This is a genomic window from Pseudomonas ekonensis (assembly GCF_019145435.1).
GTDB classification, from domain to species: Bacteria; Pseudomonadota; Gammaproteobacteria; order Pseudomonadales; family Pseudomonadaceae; genus Aquipseudomonas; species Aquipseudomonas ekonensis.
Window position 1 is genome coordinate 1,014,812 of the sequence record NZ_JAHSTS010000002.1, and the last position, 14,505, is coordinate 1,029,316.

The window sequence follows — 14,505 nt, forward strand, 5'->3', positions numbered from 1 at the left end:
GCAGAAAAGCAGCGGCAAGCGGCAAGCCGTAAGCCGCAAGGTAGCTGCAAGCGGCAAGCTGTAAGCTGCAAGATGAATGTGACCTTCGGCTTACCGCTTACCGCTTGCCGCTTGCAGCTTGCCGCTTGAAGCTTGAAGCTTGAAGCTTGCAGCTTGTGGCTTGCCGCTTACGGCTGCCCTATTCGTTATCCAGCCCTTTGCGCCGGTACGGGAACACATCGATCACTTTCCCCGCCCGGATCGCCTCTTGCAGGCCCTTCCAGTAGTCGGCGTTGTACAGCTCGCCGTGCAACTGGTCGAACAGCTTGCGCTGCCCGGCGTCGGCGAACAGGAACGGCGGGAATTCCTCCGGGAACACGTCCAGCGGCCCGATCGAGTACCACGGCTCGGAGGCCATTTCGTCCTCCGGGGTGCGCGGTGGCGGGATGTGGCGGAAGTTGGCCTCGGTGAGGAAGCAGATCTCGTCGTAGTCGTAGAACACCACCCGGCCATGGCGGGTGACGCCGAAGTTCTTCAGCAGCATGTCGCCGGGAAAGATGTTGGCCGCCGCCAGTTGCTTGATCGCCAGGCCGTAGTCCTCCAGCGCCTCGCGCACCTGGGCTTCGTTGGCGTTGTCCAGGTAGAGGTTGAGCGGGGTCATCCGGCGTTCGGTCCAGCAGTGGCGGATCAGCACGGTCTCGCCTTCGAGCGACACGGTCGAGGGCGCGACCTCCAGCAGTTCTTCAAGGCACGCCGGGTCGAACTTGCTCACGGGGAAACGGAAATCGGCGAACTCCTGGGTGTCGGCCATGCGCCCCACGCGGTCGACGCTTTTCACCAGCCGGTACTTTTCGATCACCGTGGCGCGGTCGACGTTCTTCGACGGCGAGAAACGGTCCTTGATGATCTTGAACACCGTATTGAAGCCCGGCAGGGTGAACACGCTCATGACCATGCCGCGCACGCCCGGCGCCATGATGAAGCGGTCGTCGGTGTTGGCCAGGTGGTTGATCAGCGCGCGGTAGAACTCCGACTTGCCGTGCTTGTAGAAGCCGATGGAGGTGTACAGCTCGGCGATGTGCTTGCCCGGCAGGATGCGCCGCAGAAAGCCGATGAACTCCGCCGGCACCGCCACGTCCACCATGAAGTACGAACGGGTGAAGGAGAAGATGATCGACACCTCCGCCTCATCGGTGATCAGCGCGTCGATCTGGATCCCGCGCCCTTCGCGGTGCAGCAACGGAATCACCAGCGGCCACTGGTCGTCGTTGGTGTAGAGGCGCCCCACCAGGTACGCGCCCTTGTTGCGGTACAGCACCGAGGAGAACAGCTCGACGCTCAGCTCCGGATCCTTGCACACCCAGTCCGGCAGGTTTTCCCGCAGTTGCGCCTCGAGGCGCTGCAGGTCCCGGGGCAGGTCGGCATAGTCTTCGCTGAAGCGGTAGTCGGCGAAGATGCTGGCGAGCATCCCCGACAGTTGCCCCTCGGGCCGGTAGATGCGCGTCTGGGCGGCGCGGGCACGGCGCAGGCTCGGCCGGGTGGTGTGGATGAACATGCAGCCGTCGCTGATCAGGTCATGGCTGAACAGCCCGCAGAAGATCGAGTTGTACCAGGTCTCGGACAGCTCATCGTCGAAGCGCAGGTCGATGATGCCGATGTAGGCGCTCTTGACCAGCGGCCAGCAACTGACGTCCATCAGCACCGGCTCCTCGAAGTGCTCGCGCAGGCGCACCACGGTCTCGCCGACCTTCTCTTCGTACAAGTTGATCCGCGCCGCCGAGGCGGTCTGCGTCTCCTGCCAGCGCGCCTGCTCGAAGCGCTCCCGCGCACCGTCGGTGATCCGGCGGAAATGCTCGCGGTAATCGTCGAAGCCATCGAGGATCATGCGGGCGATATCGGTGGCTGGCCATTGCTGCGGCATAGATGAGACCTCTGCGGGAATTAAGGATCTGTGCTCCAAAGCCTGAGCTTAGCCACGGAAGCCTGCGCAGGAGAAGCGCAATTTGCGCCAAATCCGCGGACGGCACGCCCTGCTCACCGCCGACAGGAATTAAATGCCCGAACAGCGGTTGCCATCGCCGGGGCCGTCGGCAACACTCTCGTCCCTTTGCAGCAGGAGGTGCGCCGTGAGCCCCGTCGATGTATTCCGGTTACTGTCGTTGGCGGCCATCTGGGGCGCCAGTTTTCTGTTCATGCGCATCATCGCGCCAGTGATCGGCACGGTTCCCACGGCGTTCTTCCGGGTCTCGATCGCCGCCGCCGGGCTGCTGGTGATCCTCGGCCTGATGCGCATCAGCTGGGACTTCAAGGGCAAGCTGAAGACGGTGATGCTGCTGGGCCTGATCAACTCCGGGATCCCGGCCACGCTGTATTCGGTGGCCGCCCAGGTGCTGCCGGCCGGGTACTCGGCGATCTTCAACGCCACCACGCCAATGATGGGCGTGCTGATCGGCGGGCTGTTCTTCAGCGAAAGGCTCACGGCGGCCAAGCTCGGCGGCGTGTTTCTCGGCCTGTTCGGCGTCGGCGTGCTCACCCGCGCAGGCCCGGTGGCGTTCGACCTGCCGCTGCTGATGGGCGCCCTCGCCTGCCTGCTGGCCACCACCTGCTACGGCTTTGCCGGGTTCCTGGCGCGGCGTTGGCTGGACCAGGCCGGCGGGCTCGACAGCCGCCTGTCGGCACTGGGCAGCATGCTCGGCGCCACCTTGTTCCTGCTGCCGCTGTTCGGCTACAGCGCCCTCACCCGGCCGCCGGCGAGCTGGGGCGGCTGGAACGTCTGGCTGTCGCTGCTGGGCCTGGGCCTGGCGTGCACCGCCTTCGCCTACATTCTCTATTTCCGTCTGCTGAGTTCGATCGGCCCGGTCAAATCGATGACCGTGACCTTCATGATTCCGCCGTTCGGCGTGCTGTGGGGGGCGTTGTTCCTGGATGAGCCGCTGTCGTTGGCGCATCTGTATGGCGGGGTGTTGATTGCGCTGGCGTTGTGGCTGGTGCTGAAACCGGCGGCGGCGAAGCCTGCCGAAGCGCCGGCACGCTAGACCGGCAAAGAAAGGCGGGCTCCCACAGAACACGGTAGGAGCCCGCCTGTAAGCGATGAGGCCGGCACCGACGGCATCGCCGCCAGGCCGGCTTCCACCAGGCGATTCCCGTGGAAGCCGGCCCGCCGGCGATGACCGTCATCAGGCCTTACGGAACACGAACACCAGGCCGACGATGATCAGCGCCATCCCCAGCACGCTCAGCATCGCCAGGCGATTGCCGAAGATCAGGTAGTCCATCACCGCCGTCACCGCCGGCACCAGGTAGAACAGGCTGGTGACGTTCACCAGATTGCCCCGGGCGATCAGCCGGTACAGCAACAGCGTGGCCAGCACCGACACCACCAGCCCCATCCACAGCACCGGCACGATGAACCCGGCCGTGCGCTCGAAGTGGAACGGCTGGAACGGCACGAAGATCCCGCACAGCAACAGTCCGGCCAGGTACTGCACCGGCAGCGTGCCGAGCGGATTGTCGGTGATGCGCTTCTGCATGATCGAGCCGAAGGTCATGCTCGCCAGCGCCAGCAGGCCGAACAGCATGCCGGCCCATGACATTCCGGCCAGGCCGATGCCCTGGTAGACCACCATCACCAGCCCCGCCAGCCCCAGCGCCAGGCCGAACAGCCGTGAGGCCGAGCGCTGGCGCTCCATGATCGCCACCGTCAGGATCGGCTGAACGCCCATGACAGTCGCCATCACCCCCGGCGTGACTTTGCGGTCCAGGGCCAGCAGATAGAAGATCTGATAGGCCCCCAGCAACACCACACCGGTGGCCAGCGCATACAGCATCGGCCTGCCGCCGGCAGGCAGCTTCAGCTTGAGCAACGGCACCAGCAGCACCAGCCCGCACAGGGCGATCACAAAACGCAGCAGGAGAAAGGCAAAGGGCGACGCGTGGGCCAGGCCCCATTTGGAGAAGATCGCCCCGCTGCTCCACAGCAGGACGAACAGGCTCGTGGACGCCGCCGCGAGCGCGGATTTTTTCGAAAGGACAAACATGCATGCCACCTGTAGTCAGGCAAATAGCCAACTCAGCCGAAGCTGAAATTCAGTAGGTTTTTCCGGGCGGGCACGGGGGACGGCAGAAAACGCCGATCAGCCCCGAACCCCGACGCCCGGTGGCGGTGCGACTGCGCGCACCGGCGTGCCACTGACAGGTGGTGGAGGGTAATGACTGATCTGCACAGGCTGCCGGTTCCCGCACGGCACGACGCCAGCGTTGACCGCCGGATCGACTACCGCGTTGACAGGGGATGCAGGCATCTGGACTGATCTTCTTTGCAGATTGGAGGGGTGAGCCTGAAGCTCACGAGGGCCGACTATAACCAGCCGGGGACACAGAATGCAACGATGAGGCGCGTCGACCGAACGCCGCGCGCATCACCCCGGACTCGCGGGCATGAAAAAGCCGCTCATCGGGAGCGGCTTTTTCGTTTCCGGCCGGGTCTCACCCAAACAGCCAATACCCCAGCAACGTCAGCACCACCACCGCCAGCACCGGCCGCATCACGCGGTAGGCCTTGGGGTTGCGGCGTTTCCATTGCTTGACCGCGCCGCTGAACCTGTCGCTGAAGCTTTTGCTCCAGGCGTAGGCCCGGTTGATGCCGCCGACGCGTTCGTCGTCCAGGTTCTGGGGGGCCGTGGCCCGGCCCAGCCAGGCGCTGATGAAGCGGTTGATGCGGGTCATCAGGCGGTTGCTCAGGGGACGCTCGATGTCGCAGAACAGGATGACGCGGGTCTTTTCGGTTTCGTTCTTGACCCAGTGCACGTAGGTCTCGTCGAACATCACGTCCTCACCGTCGCGCCAGGCGTAGACCTGGCCGTCGACGAAGATCCGGCAATCGTCGGAGTTTGGGGTCGACAGGCCGAGGTGATAGCGCAGGGAACCGGCGAACGGATCGCGGTGCGGATTCAGATGGCTGCCGCCCGGCAACAGCGCGAACATCGCGCCCTTGACGTTGGGGATCGCGCTGACCAGCGCCACGGTCTTGGGGCACAGGGCCTCGGCGGACGGCAGCGGCTTGTCGTACCACTTGAGGTAGAAACGCTTCCAGCCCTTCTTGAAGAACGAGCCGAAACCGGCGTCGTTGTTCTTTTCGGCGGCGCGGATGTAGCCCTCGTCGAACAGGTGCATGGCCTCGTCGCGGATGGTTTCCCAGTTGTCGCGCAGCACGTCCAGCTCAGGGAACTTGCTGCGGTCCAGGTACGGCCTGGACGGCACGCCCGAGAACAGGTACATCAACGTGTTGTACGGGGCGAACAGCGCCGAGTGGTTGACGAACTGACGCAGCACCGGCAGGCGCGCCTTGCCGCGCAGATGCACGAAGAGAATGCTGCCCACGAACAGCAACAGCACCGACACCTTGGCGGCCAATGGAAAAGTCATCAACAACTCCTTGAAAAAAGACAACGCTGCGCAATGTCATCTGCCCGACATGGCGGCGGGCCATGATAAACACTCCCGACGCCGGGAAAAACCCGCCAGGCCAAGATTCAGTGTTAAGGGTTGCGCAACAAAGCACTTCTTAACACACGCGTCCTGAACCCAGGCTGACGTGAGTCAATCCTTGCCCTTACTGCTGGTTCTCCTGATCGGTGAACAGATCGCTGAACAACATGCTCGACAGGTAACGCTCGCCGGAGTCCGGCAGCACCACGACGAGGGTCTTGCCTTGCATTTCCGGGGTCTCGGCCAACCGCACCGCCACCGCCATCGCCGCACCGCAGGAAATCCCGCACAGGATGCCCTCTTCCTGCATCAGCCGCAGGGCCATGGCCTTGGACTCGTCGTCGGTGACCTGCTCGACCCGGTCGACCATCGACAGGTCCAGGTTCTTGGGCACGAAACCGGCGCCGATGCCCTGGATCTTGTGGGGGCTGGGCTTGATCTCCTCACCGGCCAACGCCTGGGTGATGACCGGGGACGCCACCGGCTCCACCGCCACCGACAGGATCGGTTTGCCCTGGGTGTTCTTGATATACCGCGAGACACCGGTGATGGTTCCGCCGGTTCCCACCCCCGCCACCAGCACGTCGATGGCGCCGTCGGTGTCGTTCCAGATTTCCGGGCCGGTGGTCTTCTCGTGGATCGCCGGGTTGGCCGGGTTGTCGAACTGGGCCGGCATGAAATATTGGCCGGCGTCGCTGGCGGCGATTTCGGTGGCCTTCTCGATGGCGCCTTTCATGCCCTTGGCCGGTTCGGTGAGCACCAGTTCCGCGCCCAGGGCCTTGAGCACCTTGCGCCGCTCGATGCTCATGGAGGCCGGCATGGTCAGCATCAGCTTGTAGCCCCGGGCCGCCGCGACGAATGCCAGGCCGATGCCGGTGTTGCCCGAGGTCGGTTCGATGATGGTCATGCCCGGCTTGAGCCGGCCGCTGCTTTCGGCGTCCCAGATCATGTTCGCGCCGATCCGGCACTTGACCGAGTAGCCCGGGTTGCGACCTTCGATCTTGGCCAGGATGGTTACGCCGCGCGGGGCGATCCGGTTGATCTGCACCAGCGGCGTGTTGCCGATGGAATGGGCGTTGTCAGCGAAAATGCGGCTCATGGCTGGGTCCTTAAGACAGCGTTGGATTCAGCCCTCCAAGGTAAGCCTGTTGCTGCGGCCAGTCCAGCCCGTCCCGCCCCGGTCGAACGACTGCGGCGGGCGGCAGTCAATCGCTTTAAACCCTGCGGAAAATGCCGTCATGAAGCGTCGCTACCGCTGGCCCCTGTGGACGCTCGCCCCCCTCGTCGCGTTGCTGGTCGCCCTGCACGTCGCCCTGCCTTGGCTGGTGCGCGACTACCTGAACGACAAACTGGCGGACATGGGCGACTACCGCGGCCGGATCACCGACGTCGACCTCGCCCTGTGGCGCGGCGCCTACAAGATCAACGGCCTGAAGATCGTCAAGGTCACGGGCAAGGTGCCGGTGCCGTTCGTCGACGCGCCGCTGATCGACCTGTCGGTCAGCTGGCGTTCGCTGTGGCACGACCATGCAGTGGTGGCACGGGTCAAATTCGTCAAACCCGAGGTGAACTTCGTCGATGGCGGGGCCAACAAGCAGAATTCCCAGACCGGCCAGGGCACCGACTGGCGCGCCCAACTGGGCAAGCTGCTGCCGATCACCCTCGATGAAGTGCAGATCGACGACGGACGCATCCGCTTTCGCAACTTCAACTCCAAGCCACCGGTCGACATGAGCGCCACCCACGTCCAGGCCATCGTGCGCAACCTGACCAACGTGGCGGACACCCAAGGCAAGCGCGACGCCCGCCTGGAAGGCAAGGCCCTGCTGCTGGGCCACGCACCGCTGGAAACCCTGGCCACGTTCGATCCCCTGAGCAACTTCGAAGACTTCGAGTTCCGCCTGCGCGCCCGGGACATCGAACTCAGGCGCCTGAACGACTTCGCCTCGGCCTACGGCAAGTTCGACTTCAATGCCGGCCACGGCGATGTGGTGATCGAGGCCCGGGCCGAGAAGGCCCGGCTCAGCGGCTACATCAAACCACTGCTGCGCGACGTCGACGTGTTCAATTGGCAGCAGGACGTGGAAGACAGGAACAAGGGCCTGTTCCGCTCGATCTGGGAAGCGCTGGTGGGCGGCACCGAAACCGTGCTGAAAAACCAGGGCAAGAACCAGTTCGCCACCCGCGTCGAACTCAACGGCAGCGTCCACCGCCAGGACATCAGCGCGTTCGAGGCGTTTCTGCAGATCCTGCGCAACGGCTTCATCCAGGCGTTCAACGCCCGGTATGAACGGCCGAAACCCGATGCGGGCTAGGGTTTGCGGTTGACGATGTAACGGCCGGTGTCCTCTGCGGCGGACAATGCCGGCTTCAATTGCAGAGAGTCCCATCCCAGACACGCCAGCGCCAATGCACGAGGCACCGGTCCCCGGCCATTGCCGTAACGGCTGATGCTGCGGGCGCTGACCCCCAGGGCCTCGGCGGCTTCGCTCAAGGACAGCCCGGTACGGGCGCGCCACTCCATGAAGATCCGCGTGTTTTCGTCTGCCGCATTCTGCGCCAGCGCATCCCGGTACAGGGTGTCAGCGCCGATCTGGATGTCAGGCTCCAGCCATTCCACGCTCCAGCCGTCATCGCCCACTTGCGCAGTGGCGAAGACCGCCGGGTTCAGCAGTAGGCTCAAACCGGGATAACGCTGAAGGTCACGGCTCAGATCCAAAGTCAGCTGCTGGCCATCGATGAAAGCCAGCGACAAGCGCCCGTCTGACAGGGCTCGCACGGCCGATAGCCGAGGCCGTTTCATGGGTAACATCGTTTCCAGTCCTCCAGCAATTGCGCCTGATGGGCCGCGACCCATGCCAGCGCTTCCTTGATGATCAGCGGCGGTGCCCGGCCCGTCATGACCTGAACGGTCTCCAGGCTCAGCATCACGTCCACGCCTCCGCCGGTCAGGTGTACATGAGGGGGTGGGTGATCCTTTTCCCGCAGCTGAATTCTGTACTTCTCTCTGAATCGGTATTTGGTAGACATGCACGCAGGCTATCGCCAAATCGGCGATACATGAATACTGGCCATCGGCCGAAACCGAGTCAACATGTGACGCCCCATTCAGAGACTGAATACGCCGTCTGCGTTCACAGTCGGCCGGGCTGCGCGTTATAGTCGGGCCATCCGTTTTTTTGCCCCCGCCCTGCCCGTTCAGGCCGGCGTCACCGTTCGAGGATTAGCAGATGAAGTTCGAAGGCACCCAGGCCTACGTCGCCACCGATGACCTGAAGCTGGCGGTCAACGCCGCCATCACCCTGGAGCGGCCGCTGCTGGTCAAGGGCGAACCGGGCACCGGCAAGACCATGCTCGCCGAGCAACTGGCCGAGTCGTTCGGCGCCAAGCTGATCACCTGGCACATCAAGTCCACCACCAAGGCCCACCAGGGCCTGTACGAGTACGACGCGGTCAGCCGCCTGCGCGACTCGCAGTTGGGCGTGGACAAGGTGCACGACGTGCGCAACTACCTGAAGAAGGGCAAGCTGTGGGAAGCCTTCGAGTCCGAGGAGCGGGTGATCCTGCTGATCGACGAAATCGACAAGGCCGACATCGAGTTCCCCAACGACCTGTTGCAGGAACTCGACAAGATGGAGTTCTACGTCTACGAGATCGACGAGACCATCAAGGCCAAGAAACGCCCGATCATCATCATTACCTCCAACAACGAGAAAGAGCTGCCGGACGCCTTCCTGCGCCGCTGCTTCTTCCACTACATCGCCTTCCCCGACCGCACCACCCTGCAGAAGATCGTCGACGTGCACTACCCGGACATCAAGAAGGACCTGGTCAGCGAAGCGCTGGACGTGTTCTTCGACGTGCGCAAGGTGCCGGGCCTGAAGAAGAAGCCCTCGACCTCCGAACTGGTGGACTGGCTCAAGCTGCTGATGGCCGACAACATCGGCGAAGCGGTGCTGCGCGAGCGCGATCCGACCAAGGCCATCCCGCCGCTGGCCGGCGCCCTGGTCAAGAACGAGCAGGACGTGCAACTGCTTGAGCGACTGGCCTTCATGAGCCGTCGCGGCACCCGCTAAGAGGCTGACGCCATGCTGCTCAACCTGTTCAACGAAATGCGCGCAGCCAAGGTGCCGGTGTCGGTGCGCGAGCTGCTGGACCTGATCAACGCGCTCAAGCAGCGCGTGACCTTCGCCGACATGGACGAGTTCTACTTCCTGTCCCGGGCGATCCTGGTGAAGGACGAGCGCCATTTCGACAAGTTCGACCGCGCGTTCGGCGCCTACTTCAACGGTTTGGAGAAGCTCGACGACCACCTCCAGGCGCTGATTCCCGAAGACTGGCTGCGCAAGGAATTCGAACGTTCGCTGACCGACGAGGAGCGCGCGCAGATCCAGTCCCTCGGTGGCCTGGACAAGCTGATCGAAGAGTTCAAGAAGCGCCTGGAAGAACAGAAGGAACGCCACGCCGGCGGCAACAAGTGGATAGGCACCGGCGGCACCAGCCCGTTCGGCTCCGGCGGCTTCAACCCCGAGGGCATCCGGGTCGGCGACGCCGGCAAGCGCCAGGGCAAGGCCGTGAAGGTCTGGGACCAGCGCGAGTACAAAAACCTGGACGACTCCGTGGAGCTGGGCACCCGCAACATCAAGGTCGCCCTGCGCCGCCTGCGCAAGTTCGCCCGCCAGGGCGCGGCGGAAGAGCTGGACATCGACGGCACCATCGACCACACCGCCCGCGACGCCGGCCTGCTGAACATCCAGATGCGTCCGGAGCGGCGCAACACGGTCAAGCTGTTGCTGCTGTTCGACATCGGCGGCTCGATGGACGCCCATGTGAAGATCTGCGAGGAGCTGTTCTCGGCCTGCAAGACCGAGTTCAAGCACCTGGAGTATTTCTACTTCCACAACTTCATCTATGAGTCGGTGTGGAAGAACAACATGCGCCGCACCTCCGAGCGCACCTCGACCATGGACCTGCTGCACAAGTACGGCGCCGACTACAAGGTGATCTTCATCGGCGACGCCGCCATGGCGCCCTACGAGATCACCCAGGCCGGCGGCAGCGTCGAGCACTGGAACGAAGAGCCGGGCTACGTGTGGATGCAGCGCTTCATGGAGAAGTACAAGAAGCTCATCTGGATCAACCCGTACCCGAAAGACACCTGGGGCTACACCTCCTCGACCAACATCGTGCGCGACCTGATCGAGGATCAGATGTACCCGCTGACGTTGCGCGGGCTGGAAGAAGGGATGCGGTTCCTGTCCAAGTAACCGCTGCGTCTATGGCGAGGGAGCAAGCTCCCTCGCCACAACTAGAAGCGTCGCAAGTACTCGACGTGTTCCCGGTGCGCGGTTTCCTGCACCACCGGCCGCAACCGCACCTGCGCCCCCGGCAGGCACTGGGCCAGCCGCGCCAGCGCCAACGGCGTCAACGCCCCCAGCCGCGGGTAGCCGCCGATGGTCTGCCGGTCGTTGAGCAGCACGATCGGCTGGCCGTCCGGCGGCACCTGCACCGCGCCCAGGGGAATGCCTTCGGAAATCATCGGCCGGCCCTGGTACTGCAACGGCGTGCCCAGCAGGCGGATGCCCATGCGGTCGGCCCGGCTGTCGAGGGTCCAGGCACTGTTGAACGCATCGAACAGGCTCTGCCCGCTGAATTCGCCGATCTGCGCGCCCAGCACCAGATCCAGCGGTGCCTTCAGGGCCAGGTCCGGCCGATGCTCCGGCGGCACCTCACGCAGCGGCAATGTGGCGTCGTCACAGTCCAGCAGCGCGCCTTTGGCCAACGGCAATCCCCTGCCCTCGAGGCCGCCCAATTCTTCGCGCACCACCGTCGAGCAACTGCCCAGCACCTGCGCCGCCGCAAAGCCGCAGGGCGCCGCCAGGTAGGCGCGGGCGCCGTTCAGCGGCTGGGTGAACTGCAGCGTCTGTCCCCGACGCAAGGTGAAGCTGCGCCAAGGCAACAGCGGTTCGCCGTCGATCCGGGCGCCGAGGTCGGCGCCGGCCAGCGCCAGCACGCAGTCCTGTTGCGCCACCACGGCAAAACCGCCGAGGGTGATCTCGATCACCGGCCGGTCAAGCCCGTTGCCCAGCAGCCAGTTGGCCCAGGCCATCGAGCGCCAGTCCGCCGCGCCGCCCTGGGTCACGCCCAGATGACGCACACCGAACCGCCCCGCATCCTGCAACTGGCACAGCGGCGTGCTCGCTTCGATCAACAATCGGCTCATGCCAGGGCCTCCAATGGCGTGTCGTCGCCGCCGAGGCGGATGAACTCGGCATGGCTCACCGCCTCGAACCGCACGGTGTCGCCGGGCTGCATCAGGCTGTAGCCGTCGCGGTCACGGTCGAACAGCCTGACCGGGGTGCGGCCGATCAGGTTCCAGCCGCCGGGGGACGCCGCCGGATAGGCTGCGGTCTGGCGCTCGGCGATGCCGACGCTGCCGGCGGCGACCTTCTTGCGCGGTGTGTCCAGCCGCGGCGCCGCCAGCACCTCTTCCACCAGCCCCATGAAGGCGAAACCCGGGGCGAAGCCGAGGGCGAACACCTGATATTCCCGTGCGCTGTGGCGGCGGATCACCTCCTGCACCGCCAACCCGCTGCGCCGGGACAGCAGGCTCAGTTCCGGGCCGACGCTCAGGTCGTACCAGACCGGCAGCACATGGCAGCGGCCCGCGGAACCCGTGCTCGGCGACAGCCCGGTCAAGGCCTCGGCGATCCGCTCCCGCGCCTGGGCCGGGCTCAGGGCCGTCAGGTCGTAATGCACCATCAGTGTCGTATAGGACGGCACCAGATCGATCAGGCCATCACCGAACACGGCGCGCAACCGCTCGCCGGCGGCCAGCATCCACGGCATGTTGGCCTCGGCGATCTCATCGAACAGGCGCACCATCAGACAATCCAGCGCCACCACTTCCACCCGTGGGTTCATGACGCGCCCTGCCCATCCAAGGCCTGGCGGATGCGCTGCACGGCGGCCACGGAAGCGGCGTTGTCGCCGTGCACGCACAGTGTGTTGGCGTGCAGCAGCAGATCGGTGCCGTCGCTGGCCACGAGGGGCTCGCCGCGGGCGATGGTCAGCGCCTGCCGCACCACCGTTTCCGGGTCGTGATGCACCGCGCCCGGCAATTGCCGCGACACCAGCCGCCCGGCGTTGTCGTAGGCGCGGTCGGCGAAGGCCTCGAACCAGAGCGTCACGCCGTACTCGTCACCCAACTGCTGCGCCGCCGAGTTGTCGCGGGTGGCCATCAGCATCAGCGGCAGCGCACGGTCGTACGCCGCCACGGCCTGGATCACCGCCCGCAGTTGGGCCGGGTTGGCCATCATGTCGTTGTACATCGCGCCATGGGGTTTGACGTAGCTCACCCGCCCGCCCTGGGCGCGGCAGATGCCGTCGAGGGCGCCGATCTGGTAATGCAGGATGTCTTGCAGTTCCTGGGCGCTGTAGGCCATGGAGCGCCGGCCGAACCCCACCAGGTCCTGGTAGGCCGGGTGCGCGCCGACTTTCACCCCGTGGCTCAGGGCCAGGCTCACGGTCTTGCGCATGATGCCCGGATCGCCGGCGTGGAAGCCGCAGGCGATGTTGGCGCAGTCGATGAAGGGCATCACTTCGGCGTCCAGCCCCATGGTCCAGCTGCCGAAACTCTCGCCGATGTCGCAATTCAATAGCAGGCGGTTCACGGTGAACACTCCTGTAGCTTTGATCTTTTTCTGCCGTAGGACGCTTGCCGTCAGGCAGCGCCCCGCAGGTTATCAGTTACTGTGCGTCCAGTTGCTTGCCACGGGTTTCCGGCAGGCTCAACGCCGCGAGGATCACCACACCGTAGGACACCGCCGCGAAGGCGCCGATGCCCAGGCTCAGCGGCACTTTCTGGCTCAGCAGGCCGATCAGCAGGGGAAACAGCGCCGCCAGCGCCCGGCCGACGTTGTAGCAGAAACCCTGGCCGGAGCCGCGGATGCGGGTCGGGAACAGCTCGGTCAGGAACGCGCCCATGCCGCTGAAGATCCCCGAGGCGAAGAAGCCCAGCGGGAAGCCCAGCCACAGCATCACGCCGTTGCTGACCGGCATCTGCGTGTAGAGCAGCACGATGGTGAACGAGCCGACCGCGAACAGGATGAAGTTCTTCTTGCGCCCCAGCAGGTCGGTCAGATAGGCGCTGATCACGTAACCGGCATAGGAACCGACGATCACCATCGCCAGGTAACCGCCGGTGCCGAGCACGCTCAAGCCGCGCTCGTTCTTCAGGAAGGTCGGCAGCCAAGAGGTGATCGCGTAGTAGCCGCCGAGCGCACCGGTGGTCAGGAGCGAAGCGCGGAGCGTGGTGAAGCGCATGCCGGGGGCGAAGATCTCATAGAACTTCGACGGGTTCTGCGGGGTTTGCGCGGCCTTGGCTTCGCGGTAGATCTCCGGATCCTTCACCAGGCGGCGGACGAACACCACGAACACCGCCGGCACGATGCCGAGGATGAACAGCGCCCGCCAGGCGTCTTCGGCCGGCAGCACCGAGTACAGCAGCGCATACAGGATCGCGGTCAGCCCCCAGCCCAAAGCCCAGCCCGACTGCACCATGCCCACCGCCTTGCCGCGGTCCCTGGCGCGGATCACCTCGCCGATCAGCACGGCGCCGGCGGTCCATTCGCCGCCGAAGCCGAAGCCCATCAAGGTGCGGGCGATCAGCAGTTGCTCGTAGTTCTGGGCGAAGCCGCAGAGGAAGGTGAAGAACGCGAACCACAGCACCGTCAGCTGCAGGGTGCGTACGCGGCCGATGCGGTCGGAGAGGATCCCCGCCACCCAGCCGCCGATGGCCGACGCGATCAGGGTGCTGGTGTGGATCAGCCCGGCCTGGCCCGTGGTGATGCCCCACATGGCGATCAGGGTCGGCACCACGAAGCTGAGCATCTGGGTGTCCATGCCGTCGAGGCCGTAGCCGATCTTGCAGCTCCAGAAGGTGCGGCGCTCTTGCCGGTCGATGTTGCGGTACCAGTCGAACGGGCCGGGGCGGGCCGCCGTCTTGGGGTGGTCGAGGGTGTCGGGCGCACTCATGGC

14 protein-coding genes are annotated in these 14,505 nt (G+C 65.0%); 4 read left to right on the top strand and 10 right to left on the bottom strand.

The window, feature by feature from the left end; translation table 11 throughout:
* Positions 1–178 precede the first annotated feature (178 nt).
* Positions 179–1,900 carry a bifunctional isocitrate dehydrogenase kinase/phosphatase gene (gene aceK / locus KVG96_RS17565; RefSeq protein WP_217893233.1) on the bottom strand — a complete coding sequence of 574 codons (1,722 nt, stop codon included), beginning with the start codon at positions 1,898–1,900 and terminating at the stop codon, positions 179–181.
* A 205-nt stretch (positions 1,901–2,105) separates the two neighbouring features.
* On the opposite strand from aceK, the gene KVG96_RS17570 reads away from it, so the two are divergent.
* Positions 2,106–3,014, top strand: a complete 909-nt coding sequence (locus KVG96_RS17570; protein ID WP_217893234.1) for a DMT family transporter — start codon at positions 2,106–2,108, stop codon at positions 3,012–3,014.
* Positions 3,015–3,155: 141 nt separating this feature from the next.
* Here KVG96_RS17570 and KVG96_RS17575 read toward each other — a convergent pair whose 3' ends face one another.
* The 3 genes from KVG96_RS17575 to cysK form a co-directional block, all read right to left on the bottom strand.
* Positions 3,156–4,016 (bottom strand): DMT family transporter, encoded by an 861-nt coding sequence (locus tag KVG96_RS17575; protein ID WP_217893235.1) that lies wholly within the window; start codon positions 4,014–4,016, stop codon positions 3,156–3,158.
* A gap of 448 nt (positions 4,017–4,464) precedes the next feature.
* Entirely contained in the window at positions 4,465–5,403 is a 939-nt protein-coding gene (locus KVG96_RS17580; RefSeq protein ID WP_217893236.1) for an aspartyl/asparaginyl beta-hydroxylase domain-containing protein, read from the bottom strand.
* Between the two features lie 187 nt (positions 5,404–5,590).
* The gene (gene cysK / locus KVG96_RS17585; protein ID WP_217893237.1) at positions 5,591–6,565 is read right to left on the bottom strand and encodes a cysteine synthase A; all 975 of its coding nucleotides are present in this window, start codon (positions 6,563–6,565) and stop codon (positions 5,591–5,593) included.
* 139 nt (positions 6,566–6,704) lie between these two features.
* Here cysK and KVG96_RS17590 point away from each other — a divergent pair, with 139 nt between their 5' ends.
* A complete protein-coding gene (locus KVG96_RS17590; protein WP_217893238.1) occupies positions 6,705–7,781 on the top strand; it encodes a DUF748 domain-containing protein in 1,077 nt (358 codons plus the stop codon).
* Here KVG96_RS17590 and KVG96_RS17595 read toward each other — a convergent pair.
* A complete protein-coding gene (locus KVG96_RS17595) occupies positions 7,778–8,278 on the bottom strand; it encodes a helix-turn-helix domain-containing protein (protein WP_217894244.1) in 501 nt (166 codons plus the stop codon). The genes KVG96_RS17590 and KVG96_RS17595 overlap by 4 nt on opposite strands.
* Complete coding sequence (locus tag KVG96_RS17600; RefSeq protein WP_217893239.1) at positions 8,266–8,496, bottom strand: DUF4160 domain-containing protein; 231 nt, start codon at positions 8,494–8,496, stop codon at positions 8,266–8,268. The genes KVG96_RS17595 and KVG96_RS17600 overlap by 13 nt, the downstream gene beginning before the upstream one ends.
* A gap of 200 nt (positions 8,497–8,696) precedes the next feature.
* Here KVG96_RS17600 and KVG96_RS17605 point away from each other — a divergent pair, with 200 nt between their 5' ends.
* Complete coding sequence (locus KVG96_RS17605; RefSeq protein ID WP_085585042.1) at positions 8,697–9,542, top strand: AAA family ATPase; 846 nt, start codon at positions 8,697–8,699, stop codon at positions 9,540–9,542.
* A gap of 12 nt (positions 9,543–9,554) precedes the next feature.
* Positions 9,555–10,733 (top strand): vWA domain-containing protein, encoded by a 1,179-nt coding sequence (locus KVG96_RS17610; protein ID WP_085585044.1) that lies wholly within the window; start codon positions 9,555–9,557, stop codon positions 10,731–10,733.
* A 41-nt stretch (positions 10,734–10,774) separates the two neighbouring features.
* Here KVG96_RS17610 and KVG96_RS17615 read toward each other — a convergent pair whose 3' ends face one another.
* From KVG96_RS17615 to KVG96_RS17630, 4 genes are all read right to left on the bottom strand, one after another.
* On the bottom strand, positions 10,775–11,689 hold the full coding sequence (locus KVG96_RS17615) for a 5-oxoprolinase subunit C family protein (protein WP_217893240.1): 915 nt from the start codon (positions 11,687–11,689) through the stop codon (positions 10,775–10,777).
* Positions 11,686–12,390, bottom strand: coding sequence for a 5-oxoprolinase subunit PxpB (gene pxpB / locus KVG96_RS17620; RefSeq protein WP_217893241.1), 705 nt, complete (start codon positions 12,388–12,390; stop codon positions 11,686–11,688). The genes KVG96_RS17615 and pxpB overlap by 4 nt, the downstream gene beginning before the upstream one ends.
* Positions 12,387–13,139 carry a 5-oxoprolinase subunit PxpA gene (locus KVG96_RS17625; RefSeq protein ID WP_217893242.1) on the bottom strand — a complete coding sequence of 251 codons (753 nt, stop codon included), beginning with the start codon at positions 13,137–13,139 and terminating at the stop codon, positions 12,387–12,389. The genes pxpB and KVG96_RS17625 overlap by 4 nt, the downstream gene beginning before the upstream one ends.
* Before the next feature lie 76 nt (positions 13,140–13,215).
* On the bottom strand, positions 13,216–14,502 hold the full coding sequence (locus KVG96_RS17630; RefSeq protein WP_217893243.1) for an MFS transporter: 1,287 nt from the start codon (positions 14,500–14,502) through the stop codon (positions 13,216–13,218).
* Positions 14,503–14,505 lie beyond the last annotated feature (3 nt).